This is a genomic window from Microbacterium sp. OR16, assembly GCF_047306725.1.
Lineage (GTDB): Bacteria > Actinomycetota > Actinomycetes > Actinomycetales > Microbacteriaceae > Microbacterium.
The window spans coordinates 420,445-446,642 of sequence record NZ_JAZEXK010000002.1; the positions used below are offsets into that span (position 1 = coordinate 420,445).

Genomic DNA, 26,198 nt, shown 5'->3' on the forward strand with positions numbered 1-26,198 from the left:
GTCAGCCTCGCCTGCGCACAGGCACCGTGGTGCTCTCGACCATGGAGTCGGTTCGCGGCTCCGAGGGCATGCGACTGTCGGTCGCGTCGTCCGACGCCCGCATCGCTCCACCGGCGACCACGTCGATCACGATCACCGAGATGTTGTCGCCCCCGCCCGCCTCTTTGGCACGGCGCACGAGGGCCTCGGTCGCCGTCTCCGGTCGACCGCACATGGTCAGCGTGGCACGGATGCTCTCGTCGCTGATCTCTCCACTGAGCCCGTCCGAGCAGATCAGGAGGCGCTCGCCGTCGACGACCGGCACAAGCCAGCTGTCCGCGATGCTGTCCGCGGCGCCCACCGCTCGGGTGATCACGTTGCGCTGCGAGAAGTCGGCCAGATTCTCGGGGCGCAGCTCGCCGGCATCCACCAGCTCCTGTCCGAGCGAATGGTCGACGGTCAGCTGCTCGAGGCTCGAGCCACGATGCCGGTACACGCGCGAGTCGCCGACGTTGAAGACCAGCCAGTGCGGCGCGCTCTCGTGCTCCACCAGCGCGACGGCCGCGACCGTGCTCCCCGCGCCGCGGGCGTGCTGCGCCGAGATCGCCGACACCCTCTCATTCGCGCGCGCCAGCGCGGCGCCGATCTCCTCCATAGAGACGGGGTTTCCCGCCAGTGGCGCGAACGCCTCGACCACGGCGGCGCTCGCCTTGTCTCCGGCGTCGTGCCCTCCCATACCGTCGGCCACGAGGAACACCGGTGACTGCGCCAGCATCGCGTCTTCGTTGATCTCGCGTCTCAGGCCGACGTCGGTGAGAGCCGCGACGTTGAGCACAACGTCTGTCGTCACGAACCGGACTCCACGGCCACGTGCATCCCGACCTCGCCGAGAATGAAGCGTCCGGCACCGATCACGCTCTCGCCCGGATCGAGCAGGGTCTCGGCGCCGTCGTCCGCCACGACGACGACGCCGTTCGTCGAACGCAGATCGGTGAGACGCCACTCGTCGCCCTGGACGACGAGCCGGGCGTGGGTCTTCGACAGCGTGCGCGTGCGATCGGGGATGGGCAGGCGCTGCTCGCCCGGCTGTCCCTCGGGGTTGCGGCCGATGACGATGCTCGTCGCCGAGAGCGCGAAGCGGCGTCCGTCGTCGAGCACGAGAACGCGTCGCGCCCCGCGTCGGCGGGATACGACCACTGTCGCGTCGAATTCCTCGTCTTCGTCCTGGGTGCCGGTGGCGGGGCCCGCGACCGCTCCGGACGGGACGGTCGACGCGGGCGTGTTCAGCGACGGCACCGGACGGACCTGCGCGACCATGTCGGCTCGGGTCACGGGGGGAGCCGCCGGAGCGTCCGAGGGCGGTGCGAACGGCGAGCCGGCACCGCTGGCGCGCAGCGCCGCCGGCGGCGCGTCCACCGTGTCGGCCGTCGCGAAGTCGGAGGAGGGCGAGTGATCCGTCGCCGGATCGGCCGGAGTCGCGGGGGCGGGACGCGTGAGCGGCGCGGCCGGCGGAGCGGCCGGTGAACTCGCCGGCGGAATCGCCGGGGCGGCAGCCGGCGGGACGATCGGCGGAATCGCCGGGGCGGCGGCCGGCGGAGTCGCCGGGGCGGCAGCCGGCGGAGCCTCGGGGGTCACTTTCGGTTGAGTGGATGGCACGGGAGGCTGATGCAGGAGACGCGCCGATGCGCGGGTCTGCGGCGCATCCGCAGGAGCAGGCGCGGCAGGCGGAGCGGGCGCCGGAGGGGGCGGGGGCGGCGCGGACGCCGTCGCCTGCCCCGACGTCCATGGAACCGCCTCGATCAACGGTGCCGAGTCGCCGCGCTGCGGAGCATGCGCCGGAGCGGCCGGAGCCGCGGTCTCGAGCGGGGGAGCCAGCGGCGGCACGACCGACGCCGGGTGCGCATCGGCGGTGCGAGTCGCCGTGCCGCTGCCCGCCGCTGACGTCGGTGCCGGCGGCGCGACCGATCCGGGGGGCAGGATCGGCGGGGCCAGGTAGCCATGTGCGTCGGTCGCCGGAGCGTCTGCAGGCTTGCGAAGCGGTCCGGGGCGGATGCCCGCGAGCCGATCGCCCTCGGGGTAGGGCGGCGGCCCGACGACCAGCACCGTCGCCCAGACGGGCGGGAGCAGCACGGCCAGCACGGTCATGCCGGCTCCCCGGTTGAACCGCTGATCGATGCGGTGCACCGCGACGATCTTCATGTACAGTCCGTACAGCTGCACGACGGGGATGAACAGCAGGACGGCGTTCCATGCGGGCTTGCCGCCGAGGGTGAGGATCGTCGCCTCGTTGAGGACGGGAATCCAGCCCTTCCAGCCCTCCTCGCCCAGGCGCGTGAACAGCTTCGACAGGGCGATGGCGTACCAGATGTACAAGCCCAGACCCACGACGAGATACGCCGCTATCGCGACGAGCATCGCCGACGGCATCCCGCCCCCGGCCGCCGTCTCGAACGGGCGCGGATCTGCGAGCGCATTCATGCGTCCTCCTCCTGCCGGCGCGCGCCGGCCACTGTGAGCGTATCGAGCACCGGCTTGCGCGCGGAAAGCGCAGGCTTCCGAGGCGAGCGGATCCGTTCGAGGAACGATCGCATCCGCAGCCGGCTGCGCAGCCGTCGCCACCGTCGGCTGCCGCGGTCGAGCTCCGACCGCTCGCGATCGACGATCTCCCACGCCACCGCGGCATCGGCATCGGCCGGGGGATGCGGGGAGAAGACTGCCGTGTCGACGAGTCGGGCCAGCTGTCCGGCCGCCGGACGGGTCGCCGCCTCGGCCCGCTGAACGCGCGTGCCGTCGCCGGGCATCGTCACACCGTGGTCGAGGTAGAGGTCGACCAGTTCCTCCCAGGCGCCGACGAGACGGAGTTCGGCGTCGCCGGACGCGCGGCGACGCCGACGGAGCATTTTAGCGATGAGCAGCGTCAGCAGGGGCAGGATCAGCAGCAGCGCGACGAGCAGGCTGATCGCGACCGTGCGGATCACGGGCAGGAACTCCGCGAGCAGGGGCTGCTCGCTCTCATCGAGCGGTGCAGCGTCGGCCTGCGAGTCGTTCTGCGCCTGGGGCGGATCGAGCGCCTCGCTGCGCGGCTGCTCGGGGATCGTCGGATGCTCGGGGAGCTGCTCGCCCTCGGTGATCGTGCTGGGCAGCAGAGCGAACTGAGGCGTCACGTCGACGGCGACCCACTCGGCGCCAGGAGCGCGCACCTCGACCCAGGCGCTCATGCTTCCGCCGGTGCAGACGTCGGTGCACGCGGCGACGCCGGGAACCTCCTCCGCGGCGGCGAGGCGCGCGCCGATGACGACCCGTGATTCGAAGCCCCAGTACCTGGCCAGCAGAGCCGCCGCCGCAGCGAACTGCTCGTCGTCGCCGACCGCCGAGACGAGCATCTCGGGGGGCGCATCGGATCCGACCTTCACCTCCTGCCGGCGCAGTGAGGCGAACACCTCCTCGACTCGAGCCGAGGAGTGCCCCGCGTAGCTCGCGGCGAAGGAGTACCCCTCCGACTCCAGCGCCGAGATCCATCCGGACGCGGCCGCGTCGTCGAGCAGAGCGTGGCTCAGGTAGCCTCTCGAGCGCAGCCGGTCGACCAGCTCGAGATATCCCGCTCCGGTGCGTGACTGCCCTTGCAGCTGCGCCCAGTCGACGAGCTCGGGGTGAGCCTCGGCATCCAGCAGCGACTGCCCGCCCTCTGTCGCCGAGAGGTCGTCCCGGCCACCCGCGGAGGGCGCAGCGACCACCGCATAGCGATCTCCGGCCACCAGGCCCCTGCCGCCGCCGGGCGCCTCCGCGATCGTGATCGCCGTGTCTCCTGCGTCGTCGACGTGGAATCCGTCGGCCAGCGCGTCGGCTCGCTCCCCCGCGAACTGCGGCGCGGCGACGAGGGCGCCGGGCACCGGCATCCAGATGCCGCGATAGCCGTCGCCGATCGTGATCTCCAGCTCGGCGCGTTCCGACCCCGCCGCGCTCGTGCGCGGCAGGCGGCTGAAGCGGGTGTCGGGCGAGACGTGGAAGTCCTGACCGTCGTACCGGTCGAGCGTGACCAGCCGGATGCGGTCGATCGCGCCCGTGTCGCCGTCGATGCTCAGCACGGTCTCGTCGAGACGATCCTGCGCGAACCACGACCGGTACGACGCGAGCGGACTCGGCTGCTCACGCACCACGACCATCGGCTCCACCGCATCGCGCAGCACCGAGCGGTCCGACCAGCCCGCCGCCGCAGGTGCCACGAGCGCGCCGGCGACGAGCGCCGCGACCACGAGAGAGCCGGCGAGCAGACGACGGCGCACGGCGGCCCAGACCGGAGTGCCGCGACGGGCGATGCCGTGAGCGGCCACCGCGCGCAGAGCGGCCGCCCGCTGCAGCCTGGTTCGTCCGATCAGCCAGGCGAGGGATGCCATGAAGAGCGCAACCCCGATCGCCAGCTCACGGGGTGCCGCGATCGACACGGGGCCCTCGGTCAGGGTGCGGCTCGGTGCCGAGAGGCCGAAGGCTACGCCGAACACGCACATCGCCGCGACCACGACGACCGCGGCTGCGGCGCGGCGTCCGGGGTGCAGCGCGAAGAGGGAGGCGAGAAATGCGCCGAACAGACTGACGATCAGCAGGGGAACGAGCACGGCCTGGTACTCGCCGAGCGGTGGGGCGAGCGTGAGGATCTGCTTCCAGCCGACGACGACGCCCAGCACCGCGTCGCGCAGCGCCGCGGCGAACGCCGAGGCGGAGGTCAGGCCCGACGGCACCGCGAGGGGCACGGCGAGCACGAGGTACGCAGCGAACGCCGCCACGGTGCCGAGCACCGCACCCAGGCGGCGCGCACGCACGAGCGCTCCCAGCGCGATGCCGGTCAGCCCGCCCACCGCGGCCACGATGATCGCCCGCGGAGTCTCGTACACCGGCCACGCGGCCGCAGCCGTCAGAGCCACGCCGATGAGCAGATAGCCGAGACTCCACAGCGTCAGGGCCCGTGAGCGCAGCGGTCGGCGATGGGCTCGTGCGGCGGCATCCTTCCCGCTCATCGCAGCGCTCCCCTGGCCAGCATCCTCGGCAGGTCACCCAGCGCGCCGAGGGTCAGCACGGAGAGCTCGCGGGCATTGCGCAGCGTCGGCTCCGCGCCGAGTTCGCTGCGCACCGCGACGGCCGAGGCGGCGGCGGGCAGCCGCACGGCGGCGTGCCGGAGCCGGCCGGTGGGCATCTGCGATCCGGTGAGCAGGAAGGCGATCGAGAGGTCGGGGTAGGCCTGCGCGGTCAGGGCGGTGACGGCCTCGAGGCGCATCACGTCGTCAGCGAGATCGAGCGTCGAGGTGCCGTCGAGCAGCGTCCGCGGCGTGAGCGTCGAGAGGGTCCTGATCGACTGGGTCGTCGTCACGTCGTGATCGGAGACGACCCCGCTGACGGCGAACAGCACGTCACGGCCCTCGAAGACGCCCTGGAGGGCGAGCGACGCCGCCGCGCTGACCGTGTTCTCGAACTCGTCGTCGCCGTCGTACGAGTCGGCAGCGAGATCGAGCAGAACGGCGATGCGCGCGTGGCGCGACTCCTCGTACTGGCGCACCATGAGCCGACCGGTCTTAGCGGTCGACTTCCAGTGCACGTGGCGCTGCGAATCGCCGACCACGTACTCGCGCACGGCGTGGAACGATAGATCCGCATCGGTGAGGATGCTGCTGGGAGTGCCCTCGAGATCGCGGATGAGACCCGCGGCGGTGCTCGGGATGGCGACGGTGACCGGATGCACGTGGATGCGCTGCACCTCGGGCCAGCTGAGCTCACGGCGCAGCAGCCCGATCGGGTCTCCGCGGGTGATGGTCATCGGGCCGACGTCGATCACCCCGCGACGGTGCGCGGCGATCGTCAGCTCTTCACCGTGCTGTGCGCCGGGCCGCAGCAGCGGCAAGTGGGCCTCGATCAGCCCGTCGCCGACCGGCACGTCGACGACGCCGGGCAGCGACAGGCGCGAGCCGTGGTTCTGCACATCGAGGGTCGCTGCGATCTCGGATCCGGCCACCACGCGATCCCGGTCGAGCACGAGCCCGATGCGGTAGTCGTGCGCGCCGAGCACGAACGGCACGCACAGCACGAGCAGAGTGAGGGCGATGGCGGCGACCGCCCACGCCTCCACCCAGCCGACCGCGAGGCCCGCGACCGCCCCGAGCACGACTGCGGCGACGACGAGCGCGCCGGCCGCCGTGACCGTTTCCTGCGCCCATGCGCCCGCCAGACGCCCCGCGCGGCCTAGGGCCCGCAGCGCGCGGCGCGCGCCGGACACCGCACCTCGGACGGTGCCGCGCTGCGTCGTGGTGGCGTACCGCGTGACCGTGGAGGTGCGAGTGGACGTGCTCGTGCGCGCCGCCGCCCTCGTGATCCGCGATTCGGTGCTGAAGCTCACGCAGTTCCGTTCTCGCGCGGCGGGTCGACGTCGAGCAGGATCTGCCCGATGACGGCAATCGCCGTGACCCCGTCGAACTCCGCTTCGGGTTCGAGCACGAGGCGGTGGGCGAGCGCGACGACGGCGAGCTCCCGCACGTCGTCGGGGGTGACGAAGGTGCGCCCGTTCTTCGCCGCCCAGGTCATCACGAGCCGGGAGAGGGCGAGCGCGCCGCGCACACTGACGCCGAGACGCACCTCGGATGCCCGTCGGGTCGCGTCGACGATGCGCATGATGTAGTCCGAGATCAGCGGGTTGACGTAGACGCTCCTGGCGATCTCACCCATGGTCAGCAGGGTGTCGGTGCCGACGAGCGGGGCGAGCTTCTTCTGCGGCTCGGGTGCCGCCTGCAGGATCCGCATCGTGGCCGCGTCGTCCGGGTACCCGATCGATGTCTTGATCATGAAGCGGTCGAGCTGCGCCTCAGGCAGACGGTACGTGCCGCCCTGCTCGATCGGGTTCTGCGTCGCGAGCACGAGGAACGGCGAGCCGACGGCGCGGCTGACACCGTCGACCGTGACCGTTCCCTCCTCCATCACCTCGAGCAGCGCGGACTGCGTCTTCGGGCTCGCGCGGTTGATCTCGTCGGCGAGCACGATGTTGGCGAACACCGGCCCGGCGTGGAACTCGAACTCGCCCTCCTTCTGGTCGTACACCGTGATGCCGGTCACATCGCCCGGCAGCAGGTCGGGCGTGAACTGGATCCGGGCGCTCGTGCCGGTGACCGTCTGCGCGATCGATCGCGCGAGCGCCGTCTTCCCCGTGCCGGGGAAGTCCTCGAGCAGCACGTGGCCGCCGGTCACCGCCGTCGCGAGGACGAGCTCGATCACGTGCCGCTTGCCGAGGATCGCCTGCTCGACGTTCTCGGAGAGGAGCGAGAACGTCTCGGAGAACCAGGAGGCCTGTTCGGGGGCGATGGTCATGCAGCATCCTCTCGGAGTGGGCTGGCGGCGGGTGCGCCGCTGAAGGTCACGGGCATCCGGGCATCCTCCGGGTGATCGGCGACAGCGTCGCGTAGGCGCCGTTCCACGAGAGGGTCACATCGAACGAGCCCGGTGCGTCGGCCGCCTCGGCCGCCGTGACACGGTACGAGCCCCGCGCGGCAGCAGAGACACTCACGGCCTCGGACGGGTCGGTGGGCGACAGGCACGGCGCGAAGTCGACCTCGACGATGGTCGGCGCGGTCGTGGCGGTGATGTCCACGGTGTTCGAGCACCGGTCGGTCTCGGTCGCGTGGCATGCGCGCGCGCGAACCTGGCCCGGGGAGGCGGCGGCGCTGAGCGTGAAGTCGCCGCGCCACGATCCGTACATCTGGTACTGCGCCACGAAGCCGGGCTCGACGTCGATCGAGGGCGCCGAGGCGAGCGGGTAGGTGTAACGGTCGCCCTGACGGGTGGACTGCTCGCTGATCCGGTAGGTGGTGTCGCCGCCGGGGCCGTCGACGAAGGTGAAGGTGAACACCCGCGCGGTGCTCGACTCGGCGACGCCGTACCCGTTCGACACGCAGGCCTTCACGTTGTAGGCCTGGTATGCCTCGAGCCCCTGCAGCGACGGGGAGGGCGACGCGACCTCGGCCCCGGAGACCGTCAGGTCGCCGGAGTCGTCGGCGCTGCAGGTCGCCCGGCCCGATCGCCACGCCAGATACGTGACCTCGAGCGGCTCGGTGCTGCCGTTGGCCTGCGGCGAGATGCCCGACACGTTCACCGCGGTGTTCGACACGGCGGTCGCCTGGGTCTGGGCGGGGTCGAAGTACGGCGCGCCGGCCACGGTCACCGACACCGGGTACGAGGCTCCTTCGTTGCCGCCGCCCGTCGGCGGCTGGAACTGGCTGACCGGTACGAGCGTGATCGTCTGCGCTCCTGGCGCCAGCTTCAGCTCCGCAGTGGTCGTGGCTCCGGTGCGCGCGATCACGTCGCCGGTCTCTGCGACGCGGAAAGCCCTGGCGTCGTTCGCGGCGGTGATGGACAGGGAGACGACCCCTCTGCCGCGGTCATTGCCGCCGTGTCGGTACACGGGTGTGGCAGTGGCGTTCGCGATCACCGGCGCCTCGTACGCCCAGCTGGTGTGCGCCGAGGTGACGGCGGATGTGCCGACGGCGTTGACGGCCGCTGCGGTGAAGGAGTGCGGCACCCCGTTCACCAGGCCGTTCACCGTGCATCGGAACGCACTGCCCGCCGCGCGGCAGGCGGCGCCGGCCGGCGCGCCGTCGCGAAGGATCGTCACCCCGGTCAGAGCGGGATGCGCGCGCGCGGCTTCGCCGAGCGCGACTTCCAGCTCGACGCTCGACCGACCGAACCCGATGGTCGTGAGGCTCGCCGGTGCCTGGGGGTAGCCCTGCAGGTCGAGTGTGAGCGTGCCGCCGCCGGTGCGACCCTGAGCATCCGCGACCGTGAACGGCACCGTGCACTGACCGCCGGGCGCCTGCCCGCCGGCGGGCCAGCTGACGGCGACAGCGCGGTCGCCCGCCGCCGAGAGCGCGGCGATGTCGCAGCGGGCGCCCGCGCTCAGCGAGACCAGCTTCAGCCCTGCGCCGGGCTTGCCTGCGAACGGGTCGTACTCGCCGGCCACGTCGACGACGTCGATCGAGCATCCGCCGCTGGTCACCACGCACTGACGGGTGATGGTCGCCCCGCGCGGGGCGTCGGGGGGTGCTGCCCCGACGACGAGGCGCAGCACTGCCGTCGGCTCGCCGTCCGAGGCGACGGTCACCGTCACCGGCTCGACGGAGCCGGAGCGGGCGTCCGCTCGCGCTTCGACACTCAGCACGGCCCCCTTCTGGGTGACGATGAACGATGACCCCGAGTAGGCGATCCGGTACTCCAGCGATGAGCGATCGCCCTCGCGCCCGCCCTCCCACGAGGCCATCCCGGCGTACAGGTCGATGTCGGTCGTGGCGCCGGGCGCGACCGTGTGCGAGATCGACGACAGCACCAGCTGCGGTGCCGACGGGCGGATGCCCACCGGCACGTCGACGTACGACCAGGTGCGCTGCCCGTCGAGACGCACCGCCACGAGGCAGGTGTCCGACCAGGGGGCCTCGCGACCGGCCGTGTAGGTCGCTGAGGTGCCCGAGCCGGCGGTGCAGGTGGCCGCCCTGCGCTGGGCGAGGAACGGTCCGTCGTCGATCCGGACCTCGTCGGATGCCGGCAGGTCGAGCATCTCGCGCACATCGAAGGTCTTCGACGCGTCCTCGTCGACCATCAAGGGTGCGACGCCCTGCTTCAGCTGCACGCGCATGTCGTCGAAGGCGGGGATGTGCAGAAATCCGTATCCGACGACATCGCGACCGGCGGGGGATGTGCCGGAGACCTGGAACGGCACGAGCGCGCCGCGCTCCGGCGCCGTCCCGACGATGCGACTGCCCTTCACGGTGAAGCCGTCGGCGTCGCCCCACAGGCTCAGCTTCAGCGACCGCACCTCTCCCGACGCCCACTGCACACGGTCACGGAGCACGTCGATTCCGCCCGACGCGAGCTCCGCTCTGTCGCGCGCGGTGAGCACCGTGTCGGAGACGATCGGCTGGTCGACGACGGCGCCGTCGGTGACCGACACGACGATGAGTCCCTGCGCAGTGCTGCCCGTGCGGGTCGAGCGCACCGTGTAGAAGTACGAATTCGTGCCCGCCACCTCGCCCGCACGCAGCACGATCCGGCCGTCGCCGAGCGACGTGTCACGATCGATGAGCGCGTCGAGTCGCGCGTACAGCGGGTTGCCGGGCACGGAGGGGGCGTTGGGCACGAGATCGACGATCTCGAGCTCTCCCTGCGCGGGATCGGAGTCGTTCGCCGCCGGATGGATCACCACCGGCGTCGCCGAGTCGGCCTCGACGCGGACGTAGTCGCTGTAGGCGACCGGCGCGGCATCCGTCACCCGCGCGTCGAGGACGCCGATCCGGATCCGCCCCGAGCCCTCGTCGCCCTGGGAGTCGCGGACCGAGTACCGGAACGTCACCTGGCCGCCCTCGACTCCGCCGGCAGGAGCCCGATAGACGATCGCGTCACCCGCCGCCGAGATCGTGGCCGTCCCGCGACCGCGCTCCGGCTGCTCCACCGCCGCGAGGATGACCCGGTCGCCGTCGGGATCGACGCCGTTCGTCGGCACGGTGAGTGAGACGGTCTGTCCGCTGAGCACGCGTCCGGTGAGTGCCGGCGGATTCGGTGCACGGTTGGTGCCGGAGGGGACGACGGTCACCATCACCGCGCCGCTGTCGAAGAGGTCGGGGCTGCGTTCGAGCGAGACCGCGTAGGTCAGCCGGTACGTCCCCGGTGTGGCGGGTGCGAGGTAGCGCAGCGCGCCGCCGTCGGCGAAGACGAGCTCGCCCTCCTGACCGGATCCGCTGACGTCGGGGCGCACGAGCAGCGGTTCGCCGCGTGGCGCGACGTCGTTCGCGGTGACGTCGATACGGGTCAGGGCGCCGGCGCGCACGGTGACCGCATCGGGGAACGCGATCGGCCGGGTGACGGTCGACGGCGGAGCGAGGAACACCGTGACCGCTCCCTCGACGGCCGCGCCCGATCCGTCGGCCACCGTCACCGTGGCCTTTCCGATGACGCCGGGTTCACCGTCGGCGGTCGTGCCGCTGACGCGGAGACGCTCGTTGCCGACCACGTTCGCCGTGAGCTGAGGGGTCGAGCTGACCGCTTCCGCGAGGATCAGCACCCGCCCGCTCGTGTTCTGCACGGCGCCCAGCACGTCGACGGTCGTGTCCTCACCCTCACGGACGAAGACGGTGAGCGGTGCCATCGTCAGCGAGGCGGATCCGTCGACGGCGGTGATCCGGATCACCGCCGACTGCTCGGCCTGGGTCGTCGTGTCCTGCGCGGTGTAGGTGACGACGTACTGACCGGCTTCCGGAACGATCACCTCGACCTCGCCGGATGCCGTGTTCGGCACCACCGTCATGCCCTCGGCGGTTGCGGCGGTCTGCACGGCGTCGACGAGCCGGTACGAGCCGGATCCTCCGGTGACATGATCGCCGATGCGCACGGTCTGCGGCTCGCCGATGCGCGCGGTGATCGCCACCGGCATCGCCCGCATGGCAGGGCTGCCGCTCACCCGCACCTCGAGCGTCTTGTCGGCTGCGGCGCCGCGGGCATCGGCGACGACGACGGTCACGGCGATCACGGCATCCGTCGCGTTCGGGTCGGTATGGCGGATCGCCACACGCCCGTCGGCTGTGGGCACGACCATGACGGGCGCGGCCGGATCGACCTCGATCGCGTCGCTCAGAACGAAGGGGTCGCCCTCGGGATCGACCCATCCCGACAGCACCGGCACGATGGTGCTGCCGCCGGGCAGCAGCTCGGGCGACGGCCACTCCTGCCGGCAGGCGTCGACGCCGCACCAGACCGGCGCCGTGTTCGCGTCGTCTGCCGCCACAGTGAGCGTGACGGTGGCGGGCTGCGACACGGCCGCCCCGTCGGTCACCGCATAGCTGAAGGTCGTCTGTCCGGACGTCGCCCGCACGTCGACCACCAGCGACTGTCCGTCGCCCACCAGCGACAGCTCGCCGAAGGCCGGGTCGGCCAGCCCGCCCTCGACGGACGACGCGTCGATCGTCAGCACGTCCTTGCGGTTCGGGTCGTGATCGTTCAGCAGGACGGGGAGCACGACCTGCTCCCCCGGCCGCACCCCGAACGCGTCGTCCACGGCCACCGGGGGCAGCTGCTCGGTGACGTCTTCGACGACGACGCGCCCTTCCTGCTCCTGCGTCTCGTCGTCGACATCCCACTGCTCGAGCGGCACAGGTCGACCGTCCGGGGCCGTCCAGATGAGCCCGGTGGCGACCTCGGTGAGCACCGCGCGGTCGCCGTTCGCCCGGAAGACAGGCTGGATGTCGGCGGACTCCAGAACCCCGTCCGGCACGGTCAGCGCGGTGACGTCACCGTCGGACCACAGCGTTCCCGACTCCGCGCCGACCCATGCCGCGTGTCGCGCCGAGCCGACCACGACGGGAGGGGCGGGCACGCCCTCCGCCTGAGCGAGGCGATCGACGTCGCCGTCGCGCAAGGCGACCGAAACGAGCCCCATCGAGTCGGCGATCAGCACGTCGTCGCCGCGCGCGGCACCGCCCTGCATCACCGCGTCGTCGGCGATGTCGAGTTCGACGGGGTCGCCGCGGCCGGCGATCCACAGGCGGCTCTCGCCGGGCTGCAGCAGCGCCCAGCGCTCGCCGACGACGGTGAGAGCCAGGTCGGCGTCACCCTCCGGCGCCCGCGTGAGCGCGGACGCATCGCCGATGAAGCGGTGCCGGTCGATGTCGAAGAGGCGCACGGCGCGCTCATCGGCCGAGTACATCGCAAGCAGGCCGCGAGGTGACAGGCCGATCGCGTCAGCGACGTAGGTCGGACGCTCCTCCCCGTCCTCCACCTCGACCTCGGCGAACGGGTCGACGAGGGCCGTGGCCGCTCCGCGGTCGAGCGACGACACCGACACCTGGCCGGTGTCGGCGCGGTAGGCGACGAAGGATCCGGCAGAGACGATCTGTCGAGTGCCGGTCGGGGTGGGGACGGATGCCGACGGAGCGCCGTCCTCTCCGGCATCCGAGAGCAGATCGCTAGGGCTCGCAGGGTCGATGTCCCACCGCTGCCTGCTGCCCTGGCTGAACAGCACCGCCGACTGCCCGCTCTGCCACACCGCCTCGGGGGATTCCGCCGAGCGGACCGTGTCGATCTCGGCGAGCTCGGTGTTGACCCGGGCGTACTGCCCTGCCTCGCGCAGCACCCACACCGACGACTCGAGCCGGGGGACTTCCTGCGCCTGGTATCCCTGCGCGGTGACAGCGAGCACGATGACGACGAGCACGGAGACGGCGCCGGCGATGCCCGTGATCAGGCGCCCACGAGAGCGTGCGGGCGCGGTCGGCTGCGCCTGCCCCCGCGCCATCAGAGGATCCCGGTCAGGGTGAGCACGACGACCCCCACCGCCGCGATCGCCGCCGCCCCGACGAGCGCACCGATGACGCCGGCCACCCACGGCGAGCGCGCTCGCGGGGCGGACGGAAGATCGTCTCGCTCGCGCAGGCTCGCACGCTGCTTCTCAGCGCGAGCGGCACGACGGGAATCGGGGGCGACGGTGGTGATCACGGGGCCGCGATGACCGGCATCCGCGAAGCTGACCGGAGCGGCCGCCGCCCACTCGGCGGATGCCGCTTCGAACGCGGTCGGTGCGATGCCGAGCTCGTACTGCGCCCAGCGCAGACGATCGGCGAAGGCTGACATCGACCCGAACCGCTGCGCCGGGTCACGATGCATGGCTGTCGCGAGCAGCTGATCGATGATTGGGGGCATGCCAGCGACCGGGATCGGCGTGTAGCGCGCACGGATGATGCGCTGTCGCAGCTGATCGCGGGCGTTGGACTCCCGGTCGGGCAGTTCGAACGGGCTGCGTCCGGCGAGCAGTGTGTACAGAGTCGCCGCAAGGCTCCACACCTCGCTGGGCACCGACCCGGTCACCCGCTCCTGCAGCACCTCGGGTGAGCTCCACGGCACCGACATCGCGAAGACGTCGCTCTCGCCGGCATCCACCACAGCGGCGGCGATGCCGAAGTCGGCGAGCACGGGGGAGCCGAGCGAGTTGATCAGCACGTTCGAAGGCTTGATGTCGCGGTGCAGCAGTCCCGCGCGGTGCACGGTCTCGAGCGCGCCGGCGATGCGCACCCCCGTGTCGAGCACCTCGGCGAGGGGCAGCGGTCCCTTCCGATAGCGGGCGCTCATCGTGTCGGGGCAGTACTCCATCGCGAAGTACGGGCGACCGTCGGCCGAGATCGATGCCTGATAGATCGTGACGATCGAGGGATGCGCGCTGAGCCGCGCCGAGATGTCGGCTTCGGCGTTGAACGCGCGGAGCACCTCGGGGTTCACCGCGTCGGCGAGCAGCACCTTCACCGCGGCGACGCGGCGAGGCATGTCCTGCTCGTACAGGAAGACGTCGGCGAACCCGCCCGAGCCGAGCGGCCGCACGTAGCTGTAGCCGGCCAGCGTGGGAGGCGGCGACGTGATGCGCTTCGCCACGAGTCCTCCTCACGATGTCCCGGGGCGACTGATCACTCGGGTCGCGTCGTCTGCGCGCGCGGGATGCTCCCCCTTGTCAGGAGTATATCGGCTGGCTCGGGCGCGGCCGTGCCCCGTCGACGGCACTGGCCCCCACACCGGCACCGGGCACCCGCACCCGCACTGGGACTGGCACTGGCGCTGCGCTCAGCGGGCACGGGTTCTGAGCCCAGCCCGGTCACGCCGCTCGCCAGCATCCTTCGATGTGGTCGTCGACCATGCCGGATGACTGCATCAGCGCGTACATGGTCGTCGGCCCGACGAAGCGGAAGCCCCGGCCGCGCAGCGCCTTGCTGAGCGCCGTCGATTCGGCCGTGACCGCGGGCACGTCTGCGAACTCGCGAGGGCGGGGGCGGGATGCCTGCGGCGCGAACGACCACATCAGCGCATCCAGTTCACCGTCTGCCATGTCGCGCACCAGCGCGGCGTTCGAGATGGTGGCTTCGATCTTCGCCCGGTTGCGGATGATCCCGGCATCCGTCATCAGCCGTTCGACGTCGTCGGCGCCGAACGCGGCGACCGCAGCGGGGTCGAAGCCCGCGAACACCTCGCGGAAGCGCGGGCGCTTTCGCAGGATGGTGATCCAGCTGAGTCCGGCCTGGAACCCTTCGAGCGCCATCTTCTCGAACAGCGCCCGATCGCCGTGCAGCGGGCGACCCCACTCCTCGTCGTGATAGCGCCGGTACTCGGCGTCGTCGCCCACCCAGGCGCAGCGGGCGCGTCCGTCGGACGCAGTGAGGAGGGATGCCATGCCGCCACGTTACCGGCGGGGTCGGACGCCCAGCACCGGCACCCCGCACAGCACCGAGGCCCCCACGCAGTCCGGCGACTGCGTGGGGGCCTCGACAGCGCAGGGGGCGCCGAAGTCAGCGCTTCTTCTGCTTGAGGGCCTTCTCCGACACCGGCGCCTCGCCGGATGCCTCGAGAGCCGCGTAATACGCGCGCGCCTCGTTCTGACGCTGCTGCTCGACGCCGCTCGCGATGGGCGCGCGCACGTGCTCGGGCTCGTAGCCGAAGGCCTGCACCAGCTCGAGCGCGTGCGGACGAAGCCGCGCGCAGAGGCGGTCGATGTAGCTCGAGACGGCGCCGGCGCGCTGCATCGACAGGCGCCCGTTGATCAGGTGCCAGGCCAGGTGCTTCTCGATCAGGGACAGTCCGAACAGGTCGCGCAGCCAGGTGAGCACCTGCCGCGTGTCGGCGTCGTCGATCTTTCGGATGGCGTCGGTGAAGGCCTCCCACTGCAGCAGTTCGCCGTGCGCGCGGGCCGCTTCGATCAGCTCGGCCTGGTTCTCGTTGAACAGCTTCTCGCCGAGTACCTTGTCCTTGCCCGCGGCGCGGAGGCGGCCGGCGATGTCGGCGACCATCTGCTGCACGCGCTCGGTGAGCAGCTCGTGCTGCTGCTCTTCACGCAGGCCGAGCTCGACCGAGCGGGCGACCTGGCCGAGGTCGGCGACGGACTGGCCGAGGGCGCGGAGACCGGCGCCGTGGAACACCTTGCCGGCCGTCTGCCCGACGGCGTACTTCGCGAGCGTCCTGGCATCCGCACCCTTGAACTGGCGGGCGAAGTCCTGCAGCAGGCGCTTGCCGACCAGCTGCAGCAGGATGTTGTTGTCGCCCTCGAAAGTGACGTAGATGTCGAGGTCGGCGCGCAGGCCGACAAGACGATTCTCGAACATGAAGCCGGCGCCGCCACAGGCCTCGCGTGCCTCCTGCAGGGTGTCGAGCGCGTGCCAGGTCGACAGCGGCTTGAGGGCGGCGGCCAGGGTCTCGAGGTCTTCGCGGTCTTCGGGGGTGTCGGTGCGGCCCGAGAAGACGCCGTCGAACTTCTGCAGGAACTCGTCGTGCGCGAAGATGTGCGCGTACGTCGACGCGAGGCGCGGCAGCAGCCGGCGCTGGTGCTTGCCGTAGTCGAGCAGCACCGTCTCCTCGCCGTTCGCGCCATCGAACTGGCGGCGCTGCGTGGCGTAGGTGATCGCGATGTGCAGGCCGAGGGCGGATGCCCACGACGCCGCGCCGTCGAGCGAGACGCGGCCCTGCACGAGGGTGCCGAGCATGGTGAAGAAGCGGCGGCCGGGGCTCTCGATCTCGCTCGAGTAGGTGCCGTCGGCGGCGACGTCACCGTAGCGGTTGAGCAGGTTGGTGCGCGGGATGCGCACGTGGTCGAAGCTGAGGCGGCCGTTGTCGATGCCGTTCAGCCCGCCCTTGAGACCGTCGTCCTCGCGGCCGATGCCGGGCAGGTCGTTGCCGTCTTCGCCGCGGAGTGGGACGTAGAAGCAGTGCACGCCGTGGTTGACGCCGTTGGTGATCAGCTGCGCGAACACCGTCGCCGCGATGCCGTGCAGGGCGGCGTTGCCGAGGTACTCCTTGGTCGCCGCGCGGAACGGCGTGTTGATCACGAACTCCTCGGTCTCGGGGTCGTACGTGGCGGTGGTGCCCACCGCGGCGACGTCGGAGCCGTGACCGATCTCGGTCATCGCGAAGGCGCCGGGGATCGACAGGTCCATCACGCCGGGCAGCCACTTCTCGTGGTGCTGCTCGGTGCCCAGCTGCAGGATCGCCGAGCCGAACAGTCCCCACTGCACACCCGACTTGATCTGCAGGCTCGGATCGGCCGCGACGAGCTCTTCGAATCCGGCGATGTTGGCGCCGTTGTTCTCCTCGCCGCCGAAGCGCTTCGGGAAGGCGCGGTGCACGGCACGGTTCTCGACGAGCAGGTGCAGCTGCGAGAGCACGCGCTCGCGGTGCTCGTCTTTCGCGAGGCTGTCGTCGCGCCAGAAGGCCGGGTCCTTGATCATCTCGCGGGCCTCGCGACGGGTGTCGGCCCAGGTGCCGAGGAGAAGCTCGTTCACTCGTTCGACATCGATCGAGTGGGTGCGCTGCGCCGCGGAGGATGTGGCGGCAGCGGTGGTGGGACGAATGGCGGCGTCGACCATGGCGGTTCCTCTCAGAAAGGAGCAGGTATCCCTCAACCGTAGGAGTCCGACAACGGGAGGCGAAGCCGACTGTGCCCAATGCACAAGAGCATCCGGCGTCGGCCGCGCCTCCCGTTGTCACCTCGCGACAGTCAGCGACCGTCGCGCCAGGTCACCAGGCGGTCTTGATGGTGCCGTTGCCCTCGATGACCTCGCGCACCTCGTCGCTCGTGAACGCCTTCGCGAGTGCCTTGGTCGCCTCAGAGTCCACGTCGTTCTTCTGCACGACGAGGTTCAGTGCGAACCGGTCGTCGAGCTCGGTGATCAAGCCGTCTTCGTCGGGCGTGAGGCCGAGAGCCTTGATGTGCGACGGCCACTGGAAGACGAGGTCGGCCTCTTCGTATGCGGCGTTCAGCGACGAGATGGGCACCTGCACGAACTCGAGGTTCTTCGGGTTCTCGACGATGTCCTTCACGGTGGCCTCGTACGGGTCGACCTCGGGGTCGAGCGTGATGACGTCGTTCGCGGCGAGCAGCTTGAGCGCGCGCCCGGTGTTGGACGGGTCATCGGGAATGGCGACCTTGCCGCCGTCGGGGAGGTCGGCGATGTCGTCGAGCGTCTTGGAGTAGAACGCGATGACGAAGTTGTACACCGGCTGCACGCCGACGAGCTCTGCGTCGTTGCCCTCGTTGAACGTCTCCATGTAGGGGACGTGCTGCGAGAAATTCGCGTACACGTCGCCGCTGTTGAGGATGGTGTTGGCCGTGATGTAGTCGGCGACCTCGACGAGCTGCACCTCGTAGCCGTCGCCGATCGCCTCGCCGGCGGCCTTCACGACGTCGGTCATGGGCGCCTGCACAGCGGCCACCTTCAGCACGGTGGGCTCGCCGGCACCGGCATCCGGCTTCTCTTGCGCTGCGGGCGCGCAGGCGGTGACGGCGAGCGCGAGGCCGAGACCGGCTGCGGCGAGGGCGAGGCGTGACTTCTTCATGGGTGTCTTCCGTTTCGATGGGGTTCCGGGTGCGATGAGGGTTCCGGGTAAGAGGGGTCAGCGGTGGTCGAGGCGCACCGAGGTGCGGTGCCCGACGGCCTGAATGGCGAGCACGCAGACGATGATGATGACGATCGTGAGGTACATGAGGTTGTCGTTGTAGACCTGGTAGCCGTAGCGCATCGCGAAGTCGCCGATGCCGCCGCCGCCCACCACGCCGAGCACGGTCGAGTACGAGAGCAGGCTGATCGCGGCCGAGGTCAGGGCGTAGACGAGTCCCGAGCGGGCCTCGGGCAGCAGCATCCGGAACACCGCCTGCGGCACCGTCGCGCCCGACGCGACGGCGACCTTCGAGATGCCGGCGGGGATCTCGCGCAGGATCTGCTCGGTGAGGCGGGCGTAGATCGCCACGGCGACGAAGCAGAGCGGCAGGGTCGCAGCCTGGGTGCCGAAGCTCGTGCCGATGACCGCGCGCGTGAACGGGATGAGGAACACGACGAGCAGCAGGAAGGGGAACGAGCGGACGATGTTGATGTACAGGTTCGAGATGGTGTTGACGGCACGGTGCTCGGCGATGCCGCCGCGCTCGGTCAGGTACACGACGGTGCCGAGCGGCAGGCCGATCAGCACGGCGGCGAGCAGCGAGACGAGCATCATGTACCCGGTCTCGGCCATCGACTCGGCGAGGTCGGCGCCGTATTCGGAGAGTAGGTCGATCAGCCAGGTCATGCCGTCAGCTCCCGCTTGACCTGCTCGTAGTAGCTCGGCAGCGAGCGGGGACCAGCGGCGGCGATCTCGAAGACCTCGCGCAGGCGGCCCTTCTCGAGCAGCGCGGCGCGGTCGCAGATCGCCTTCACCACGTCGAGGTCGTGGGTGATGACGATGACGGTGGTGCCGAGCTCGTCGCGGGCGTCGGCGAGCACGCGCAGCACGTCGGCGGTGGTCGACGCGTCGAGGGACGAGGTGGGCTCGTCGCAGAGCAGCAGCGGCGGCCTGGAGACCAGGGCCCGGGCGAGGCCGACTCGCTGCCGCTCGCCACCGGAGAGCTGGGCGGGGAAGTGTTCGGCGCGGTGCGAAAGGCCGACGAAAGAGAGGATCTCGTCGACAGCGGCCCGCTGTCGAGCCGCCGACAGGCGCTTCGCGCCGCGGCCCGGGAGACGGAGCGGAAGCCGCACGTTGTCGCGCACCGTGCTGTTGCTGAGCAGGTGGACGCCCTGGAAGACCACGCCGATGTCGCGTCGCAGAGCGCGCAGGGCGGCGGGGCCGAGTTCGGCGACGCGGTCTCCGCCGACGAGCACGTCGCCCTCGGTCGGACGCGTGAGGCCGTTGATCAGCTCGAGCAGGGTCGACTTGCCGGCCCCGCTCTCGCCGATGATCCCGAAGATCTCACCGCGGCGGATGCTGAGGGTCACGTCGTCGAGCGCCGGACGCTCCTCGGCGCCGGGACGGAACCGTTTGGTCACGCGGCGGAACTCCACGATCGCAGGCAGGTCGGTGGCCATCGTGTCTTTCGTGTGGTGTGTGTGAGCCTTGCCGCGGCAAACGGCCGAGCGGCCTTTTCTGTACGTGATCCAAATTATAGTTGCGGTATGACCCTCAGGTACCGGACGGAAGCGATCAACGGCGACGGCGGCACGGGCACGGCTCGCGTGACGGATGGCATGGAGGTGTCGGTGGCCTCACCCCTGGCTCAGAATCCCGACCCGGATGCGTCGAACCCGGAGCAGCTTCTGGCGCTGGCGTGGTCGACGTGCCTGAACGCGACGGCTCAGGCGCTGGTGAAGCGCGAGCGTCGCACGGCGGTGCGCATCGAGGTCGAGCTGCACGATGCCTCCGAGGGTCCGGGGTACGAGTTCCACGTCGACACGTACCTGTCTGCGGAGGGGCTGACCCTGGATGAGACGGCCGATCTGCTGGCCAGCGCGCATGCGCGCTGCCCGGTGTCGAAGCTGCTGCGGGGCGCGACGACGGTGCAGGTGCACGCGGAGCAGTTCGCCGGCTGAGGATCGGCGGGCCGGATCGGGTGCGCCCCGGTGTGCCCCGGTTCGGTTGGCAGGTCGAGTTGCGAGGCGCGTGAGGCGTCCGGGGATGCGCGAGGCAGGTGCACCGGCGCGTCGCGTGCGCCAGAGGGAGCGCGGCGTCCGCGCGGGTTCGCGCGGCCATGTGAGTGCGGGTGCGACGCGCCGGGGTGGCGGACTCAGTGCGCCGCGATCACCTCGAGCACGGCGGAGCCGTAGGCATCCCGCTTCTTCTCGCCGATGCCGCTGATGCCACCCAGGCCAGCCACCGTCGTCGGGCGATGCTCGGCGAGTGCGCGCAGCGTCGCGTCGCCGAACACGATGTACGCCGGCACGCCCTGCTCGCGAGCGGTGGCCGCGCGCCATGCGCGCAGCGCCTCGAAGAGGTCGAGGTCTCCGGCATCCAGGGCGGCGGATGCCGGCGCCTTGCGCGCTCGCGACGAACCACCCTCGCGCCCCATGACGTCTTTGCGCAGCGGCACGGCTGTCTCGCCGCGCAGCACCCCGGCCGCCGCCTCTCCCGGCGCGAGCGTACCGTACTCGCCCTGCGCGACGAGGATGCCCCTCGCCAGCAGCTGCCGCACGACGCTGCGCCAATCCTGGTCGGACAGGTCTGCACCGATGCCGTACGTGGTGATCTGCTCGTGGCGCATCTTGCGGATGCGGTCGTTCGAGGCTCCCCGCAGGATGTCGATCAGGTGCCCGGCACCGAATGCCTGGTTGCGCTCGCGCTTCAGGCGCACGATCGTCGAAAGCAGCTTCTGGGCGGGGATCAGCCCGTCGAAGGTGTCGGGCTGATCGAGGCAGGTATCGCAGTTGCCGCACGCGGCGCTGTCCTGCCCGAAGTAGCGCAGCAGGTTCTGCCTCCGGCAGGCGACGGTCTCGCACAGAGCGAGCATCGCGTCGAGGTGCTGCCCCATCCGCATCTTGAACGTGCGATCGCCGGGGCTCTGGTCGATCAGCCGGCGCTGCTGCACGACGTCTCCCAGTCCGTACGCCATCCAGGCGACCGACGGCTCGCCGTCGCGTCCGGCACGACCGGTCTCCTGGTAGTAGCCCTCGACCGACTTCGGCAGGTCGATGTGCGCGACGAAGCGCACGTCGGGCTTGTCGATACCCATGCCGAAGGCGATCGTCGCGACCATCACCACGCCGTCCTCGCGCAGGAAGCGGGCCTGGTTCGCCGCACGCACCTCGGCGGGAAGGCCGGCGTGATACGGCAGCGCGTCGAAGCCCTTGGCTGCCAGATGCTCGGCGGTCTGCTCGACCGACTTGCGACTGAGGGCGTAGACGATTCCTGCGGCTCCCTCGGGCTGAGACCTGATGAACTCGACGAGCTGCCGGCGCACCTCGACCTTGGGCACGATGCGGTACTGGATGTTCGGGCGGTCGAAGCTCGCCACGAAGTGCTCGGCGCGTCCCAGGCCGAGGCGCTCGGTGAGCTCCTGGTGCGTTGCGCGCGTCGCCGTTGCGGTGAGCGCCATGCGCGGCACTCCCGGGAACCGCTCGGCGAGGTCGCCGAGGGCGAGGTAGTCGGGCCGGAAGTCGTGACCCCACTGCGACACGCAGTGCGCTTCGTCGATGGCGATCACGCTGAGCGTGCCGCGCTGCAGCAGCTGCGTGGTCTGCGGCGACGACAGCCGTTCAGGGGCGACGTAGATCAGATCGAGCTCGCCGGCGACATACGCGCGCTCGACCTCGCGACGCTCATCGGGCGCCTGCGTCGAATTCAGATAGGCGGCACGCACACCATTGGCGCGCAGCGCGTCGACCTGATCGTGCATGAGGGCGATGAGCGGGCTGATCACGAGTCCAGTGCCCTCGCGCACGAGTGCGGGCACCTGATAGGTGATCGACTTGCCGCCGCCGGTGGGCATGAGCACGACGGCGTCTCCCCCGCCGATGACGTGTTCGACGATCGCCGCCTGATCGCCGCGGAACGCGTCGTACCCGAAGACCGTGCGCAGCGCCTCGATCGGCGTCGGGAACCTCGACGGCGTGATGCCGGATGCCTGGGCGCGGCCGGCCGTCGCAGCCGGCGTCATCGGCCCGGAGCCCCAGTCGAGCGGCGGCTCCCAGCCGTCTTCCGGCGGCACCCAGTCGAGGTCGTCGGGCGGGAGGTCGTCGTAGGGATCGTCGGGGTACGGCACGTCCTCGTACGGCCCCTCGACAGGCTCGGGAACCCGGTTCGGTGGACGCATCCCTCCAGCGTAGCCATCGGTGCCGACATCGTCGCCGGCTGTCCACAGCCGCCCGCCCCGGGAGTTACGGCTGCACCTGCGGCCTGGGCCGCCGGGCCTGCACGGGGCATGGGCGTGGGCCTGCCCCTGGGCATGAACCTCGGGCCTTTACGCTTCTGGCCGTTACGCTCCGGGGGCCGACACGCCAGATGTCGGACGTTTTCGCGGGAACCGTCCGACATCTGGAGTGTCGGCCCCCAGACTGTACCGTTCGGCACGGGGCGGACCGCAGGCCGGGCCACGGGTCGGGTGCCGGACCGGGCCACGGACGGGGCGCTGCACCGGGCCACGGGCCGGGTGCCGGACCGGGCCACGGGCCGGTGCCGGACCGGGCCACGGGCGGGTGCCGGACCGGCCACGAGCAGGAGCCGGGCTGCATGTCGACCCCAGTGCCGGGCTGCATGTCGAGCCCAGACCCGGCCCTGCACGTCGACCTCGGAGCCCGCCTGTTTGTCCGGCCCGGAGCCCGGCCGCCGTGGGCGGCGCCCGATAGCCTGGGCGGGTGGCATTCCGACCGGCGCTGAGCACGCGCACTCTCCTCGTCTGCGCTGCGATCGGCGTGGCAACGGGCATCCTCGGCGGCGTGGCGGGGCTCGTCACCGTCGGCGTGATCACCTTCGTGCCGTTCGTGTACGGACTCGTGCTCGGTGTGCATGTGCTGCCGGGCATCATCGCGCAGGAGGTGCTGCGCAAGCCGATGGTCGCGCTGATCACGCACGTGATCGCGGCACTCATCTCGAGCGCCTTCACCCCGATGTGGGCGATGCGCTACATCGGCACGGCGCTGCTCTTCGGCGCAATCCAGGAGGGCGTGGCCGCCCTGACCCGCTACCGTGCCTGGGGTCGCTGGCGCTTCTTCGTGTCGGCGGCGATCATCGGCGTGCTGGTGGCGATCGTGGTCGGATTCATCGTCGATCTCACGCAGTTCGCACCGTGGGTCCAGCTGAGCTATCTGATCGTCTCGGTGCTCGGACCGGTGGTGTGGACGGCGATCGGCATCGCCATCGGCAATGCGCTGCGCCGAGCCGGCATCGCCCCGCGCTGAACGACGCCGCGCACCGCGCCATGACGGTCGGGTCGGGCTAAATTAGGGTGAACCGCCCGCTTACAGAGGACCCGCCCGTGCGCCCTTCCGCGCCCCTGCTCCGCGTGCGCGACCTGAGCGTCACGCACGAGGGCGCCGCGCACCCCGCGCTGCAGGACGTCTCGTTCGACGTGCATCCGGGCGAGGTGGTGCTGCTGCTCGGCCCGAGCGGATCGGGGAAGTCGACTCTCACCCTCACGCTGAACGGCCTGATACCGCAGTCGGTCGAGAACGCGGCCATGACCGGATCCGTGCAGGTCTCGGGTCTCGACACCCGCACCACGGCCGCGGCGCAGCTGAGCACCGAGGTCTCGATGGTCTTCCAGGACCCGGACTCGCAGCTGGTGACCGGAACGGTGCTCGACGAGGTCGCGTTCGCGCTCGAGAACCTGCGGATGCCGCCATCGGAGGTGCTCGCGCGCGCCGAGCAGGCGCTGCGTCGCATGGGACTCTGGGGGCGTCGCCGCTGGAACCCCGACCTGCTCTCCGGCGGGGGCCGCCAGCGCCTCGCGATCGCGTGCGCCCTGGCCCTGCGCTCGCGCGTCATCGTGCTCGACGAGCCGACCGCCAACCTCGACTCGCAGGGTGTGCACGACGTCTACTCCGCCCTGGGCGAGCTGATTCAGGATGCCGAGGAGCGCGCGATCGTGCTCGTCGAGCACGACGTCGATGCGGCCGCCGAGCTCGCGACCCGCGTGATCGTGCAGGACCACGACGGAAGGGTGCTGCTCGACGGCCCCGCGAGACAGACGCTGCGGCAGCACGCCCAGGCTCTGCGCGAGCTGGGCGTGCTCACTTCCGGCGACCGGATGTCCGGCACCGCCGGCCGGATGCGAGGCACCATCGCTGAGGGCTCTGCACGTCAGACGATCCTCTCGCCGCTCGACACCGACGCCGCCCCCGACCCGGCGATCTCCGACCCGGCGATCACCGCCCGCGGCCTCGTCGTCGACAAGCGCGGCGCACGCCTGCTCGACGTGCCGCACCTCGACATCGCTCGCGGCTCGTTCACCGTGATCATGGGAGCCAACGGCGCAGGCAAGACGACGCTGCTGCAGACACTCGGCGGCGTGGTGCCGCCGACGCACGGCACGGTGATCGTCGACGGCCTCGATGCCGGTCGCGCCTCCCCCCGCGCGCTGGCCGCGCACGTCGGCTTCGTCTTCCAGAACCCCGAGCACCAGTTCATCGCGGCGACCGTGCGCGACGAGCTGGCGCACGGTCTGCGGCTGCAGCGGATCGGCGCCGCCGAGATCGACGAGCGCGTCGACGAGATGCTGGCCCGCTTCGGCCTCACGGCCAAGGCCCACATGCATCCGTTCCTGCTCTCCGGCGGCGAGAAGCGGCGGCTGTCGGTCGGCACCGCCCTGATCGCCCGCCCGTCGGTGATCGCGCTCGACGAGCCGACATTCGGGCAGGACCGAGCGCGCGCGGCCGAGCTGCTCGGCCTGCTGCAGGAGCTGCAGCGGTCGGGCACGACCGTCGTCATCGTCTCGCACGATCGACGGCTGATCGCCGAATACGCGACCGACGCCGTGCTGGTCGGAGACGGCGAGGTGATCGCCGTGGGCCCGGCGGCAGAACTGCTCGCGCAGACGGAACCGGATGCCCTGGCATCCGGCCCCGCAGCCGGCCCGGCGGCCCCGGTGACCGAGCCCACACCGATCGACCCCTACGCCGACGCTCCCGCCCCTGCGCGGTTCTGGCTGCACGGCATCAACCCGCTCGCCAAGTTCGGCGCCGTCATCCCGGCGATGGCGCTGCTGGCGTTCACCCGCGACCTGCTCACCCCGGCGATCGTGCTCGCTGCCGCGTACGCGGTGATCCTCACCGGCGCACGCCTCACGCGGCGCACCGCCGCGGTGCTGCTGCTCGGCGTGCCGCTCGCCATCGCCGTGCTGAGCGTCGGCTTCGGCGTGTGGGTCGACGCGGAGCAGGTCGCCGGCACCGCCGCCGTCATGCGGATCGGAGACTGGACGCTGCACGCGGGCGCTCTGCTCAGCGGGCTGGCCACCGCGCTGCGCCTGGCGGGAATCCTCACCCTCGCCCTCATCGGCGGGCTCACCACTCGCGGGCCCGACCTCGTGCGGGCGAGCGTGCAGCAGCTGCGGGTGCCGTATCGGATCGGCTACACCGCCCTCGCCGCCTACCGGTTCGTGCCGCGATTCGCGTACGAGCTGTCGATCATCCGCGCCGCGCATCGCGTGCGCGGCCAGGGCGGCGGTCGCGGCCCCGTGGCGCGCATCGCGCGCGGGTGGGGATACATCGTGCCGCTGCTGGCGTCGGGCATCCGTCATGCCGAGCGGGTGGCGCTGTCGATGGATGCCCGCGCCTTCGGCGCTTATGCGACCCGCACCGAACGGCACGTCGTGCCGTGGCGCACCCGCGACACGGTGTTCATGGTGGCGGTGCTGCTGGCATCCGCCCTCATGTTCACGCTGACCTTCCCCTGGCAGCCGACCTGACCCCGGGGGCCTCTCCGCTCAAACAACCCCGCTGAGA

General features: G+C 71.2%; 16 protein-coding genes. 3 read left to right on the top strand and 13 right to left on the bottom strand.

Annotated elements, in window-relative coordinates; translation table 11 throughout:
* Position 1: 1 nt before the first annotated feature.
* The 12 genes from V2S05_RS12590 to V2S05_RS12645 all read right to left on the bottom strand — a co-directional run bounded on the left by V2S05_RS12590 (position 2) and on the right by V2S05_RS12645 (position 19,856).
* Positions 2 to 829 (bottom strand): PP2C family protein-serine/threonine phosphatase, encoded by an 828-nt coding sequence (locus tag V2S05_RS12590; protein WP_413635722.1) that lies wholly within the window; start codon positions 827 to 829, stop codon positions 2 to 4.
* The gene (locus V2S05_RS12595; protein ID WP_413635723.1) at positions 826 to 2,457 is read right to left on the bottom strand and encodes a DUF5684 domain-containing protein; all 1,632 of its coding nucleotides are present in this window, start codon (positions 2,455 to 2,457) and stop codon (positions 826 to 828) included. The genes V2S05_RS12590 and V2S05_RS12595 overlap by 4 nt, the downstream gene beginning before the upstream one ends.
* The gene (locus V2S05_RS12600) at positions 2,454 to 4,991 is read right to left on the bottom strand and encodes a transglutaminase domain-containing protein (protein ID WP_413635724.1); all 2,538 of its coding nucleotides are present in this window, start codon (positions 4,989 to 4,991) and stop codon (positions 2,454 to 2,456) included. The genes V2S05_RS12595 and V2S05_RS12600 overlap by 4 nt, the downstream gene beginning before the upstream one ends.
* Positions 4,988 to 6,361, bottom strand: a complete 1,374-nt coding sequence (locus tag V2S05_RS12605) for a DUF58 domain-containing protein (protein WP_413635725.1) — start codon at positions 6,359 to 6,361, stop codon at positions 4,988 to 4,990. The genes V2S05_RS12600 and V2S05_RS12605 overlap by 4 nt, the downstream gene beginning before the upstream one ends.
* Complete coding sequence (locus V2S05_RS12610) at positions 6,358 to 7,323, bottom strand: AAA family ATPase (RefSeq protein ID WP_413635727.1); 966 nt, start codon at positions 7,321 to 7,323, stop codon at positions 6,358 to 6,360. Before V2S05_RS12610 ends, V2S05_RS12605 begins: the two co-directional genes overlap by 4 nt.
* Before the next feature lie 46 nt (positions 7,324 to 7,369).
* On the bottom strand, positions 7,370 to 13,285 hold the full coding sequence (locus tag V2S05_RS12615) for an Ig-like domain-containing protein (protein ID WP_413635728.1): 5,916 nt from the start codon (positions 13,283 to 13,285) through the stop codon (positions 7,370 to 7,372).
* A complete protein-coding gene (locus tag V2S05_RS12620) occupies positions 13,285 to 14,412 on the bottom strand; it encodes a serine/threonine-protein kinase (protein WP_413635730.1) in 1,128 nt (375 codons plus the stop codon). Before V2S05_RS12620 ends, V2S05_RS12615 begins: the two co-directional genes overlap by 1 nt.
* A gap of 217 nt (positions 14,413 to 14,629) precedes the next feature.
* Positions 14,630 to 15,202, bottom strand: coding sequence for a DNA-3-methyladenine glycosylase I (locus V2S05_RS12625; protein WP_413635731.1), 573 nt, complete (start codon positions 15,200 to 15,202; stop codon positions 14,630 to 14,632).
* Between the two features lie 115 nt (positions 15,203 to 15,317).
* A complete protein-coding gene (locus tag V2S05_RS12630) occupies positions 15,318 to 17,384 on the bottom strand; it encodes an acyl-CoA dehydrogenase (protein ID WP_413635732.1) in 2,067 nt (688 codons plus the stop codon).
* A 151-nt stretch (positions 17,385 to 17,535) separates the two neighbouring features.
* The gene (locus tag V2S05_RS12635; protein WP_413635733.1) at positions 17,536 to 18,354 is read right to left on the bottom strand and encodes a MetQ/NlpA family ABC transporter substrate-binding protein; all 819 of its coding nucleotides are present in this window, start codon (positions 18,352 to 18,354) and stop codon (positions 17,536 to 17,538) included.
* Between the two features lie 57 nt (positions 18,355 to 18,411).
* Positions 18,412 to 19,083, bottom strand: coding sequence for a methionine ABC transporter permease (locus V2S05_RS12640; protein ID WP_271638721.1), 672 nt, complete (start codon positions 19,081 to 19,083; stop codon positions 18,412 to 18,414).
* Positions 19,080 to 19,856, bottom strand: coding sequence for a methionine ABC transporter ATP-binding protein (locus V2S05_RS12645; RefSeq protein ID WP_413635735.1), 777 nt, complete (start codon positions 19,854 to 19,856; stop codon positions 19,080 to 19,082). Before V2S05_RS12645 ends, V2S05_RS12640 begins: the two co-directional genes overlap by 4 nt.
* Positions 19,857 to 19,943: 87 nt before the next feature.
* Between V2S05_RS12645 and V2S05_RS12650 the strand changes: the two genes are divergently transcribed.
* A complete protein-coding gene (locus tag V2S05_RS12650) occupies positions 19,944 to 20,357 on the top strand; it encodes an OsmC family protein (protein WP_413635737.1) in 414 nt (137 codons plus the stop codon).
* 194 nt (positions 20,358 to 20,551) lie between these two features.
* Here V2S05_RS12650 and recQ read toward each other — a convergent pair whose 3' ends face one another.
* Positions 20,552 to 22,573, bottom strand: coding sequence for a DNA helicase RecQ (recQ, locus tag V2S05_RS12655; protein WP_413635739.1), 2,022 nt, complete (start codon positions 22,571 to 22,573; stop codon positions 20,552 to 20,554).
* A gap of 541 nt (positions 22,574 to 23,114) precedes the next feature.
* Between recQ and V2S05_RS12660 the strand changes: the two genes are divergently transcribed.
* Positions 23,115 to 23,657 carry an ECF transporter S component gene (locus tag V2S05_RS12660; RefSeq protein WP_413635740.1) on the top strand — a complete coding sequence of 181 codons (543 nt, stop codon included), beginning with the start codon at positions 23,115 to 23,117 and terminating at the stop codon, positions 23,655 to 23,657.
* 77 nt (positions 23,658 to 23,734) lie between these two features.
* On the top strand, positions 23,735 to 26,161 hold the full coding sequence (locus V2S05_RS12665; protein ID WP_413635741.1) for an ATP-binding cassette domain-containing protein: 2,427 nt from the start codon (positions 23,735 to 23,737) through the stop codon (positions 26,159 to 26,161).
* Positions 26,162 to 26,198: the final 37 nt, after the last annotated feature.

Coding starts and splice junctions, on each gene's coding strand:
- V2S05_RS12595 (WP_413635723.1), bottom strand. CDS start 2,457: ATGAATGCGCTCGCAGATCCGCGCCCGTTCGAGACGGCGGCCGGGGGC.
- V2S05_RS12600 (WP_413635724.1), bottom strand. CDS start 4,991: ATGAGCGGGAAGGATGCCGCCGCACGAGCCCATCGCCGACCGCTGCGC.
- V2S05_RS12610 (WP_413635727.1), bottom strand. CDS start 7,323: ATGACCATCGCCCCCGAACAGGCCTCCTGGTTCTCCGAGACGTTCTCG.
- V2S05_RS12615 (WP_413635728.1), bottom strand. CDS start 13,285: ATGGCGCGGGGGCAGGCGCAGCCGACCGCGCCCGCACGCTCTCGTGGG.
- V2S05_RS12625 (WP_413635731.1), bottom strand. CDS start 15,202: ATGGCATCCCTCCTCACTGCGTCCGACGGACGCGCCCGCTGCGCCTGG.
- V2S05_RS12630 (WP_413635732.1), bottom strand. CDS start 17,384: ATGGTCGACGCCGCCATTCGTCCCACCACCGCTGCCGCCACATCCTCC.
- V2S05_RS12635 (WP_413635733.1), bottom strand. CDS start 18,354: ATGAAGAAGTCACGCCTCGCCCTCGCCGCAGCCGGTCTCGGCCTCGCG.
- V2S05_RS12640 (WP_271638721.1), bottom strand. CDS start 19,083: ATGACCTGGCTGATCGACCTACTCTCCGAATACGGCGCCGACCTCGCC.
- V2S05_RS12645 (WP_413635735.1), bottom strand. CDS start 19,856: ATGGCCACCGACCTGCCTGCGATCGTGGAGTTCCGCCGCGTGACCAAA.
- V2S05_RS12650 (WP_413635737.1), top strand. CDS start 19,944: ATGACCCTCAGGTACCGGACGGAAGCGATCAACGGCGACGGCGGCACG.
- recQ (WP_413635739.1), bottom strand. CDS start 22,573: ATGCGTCCACCGAACCGGGTTCCCGAGCCTGTCGAGGGGCCGTACGAG.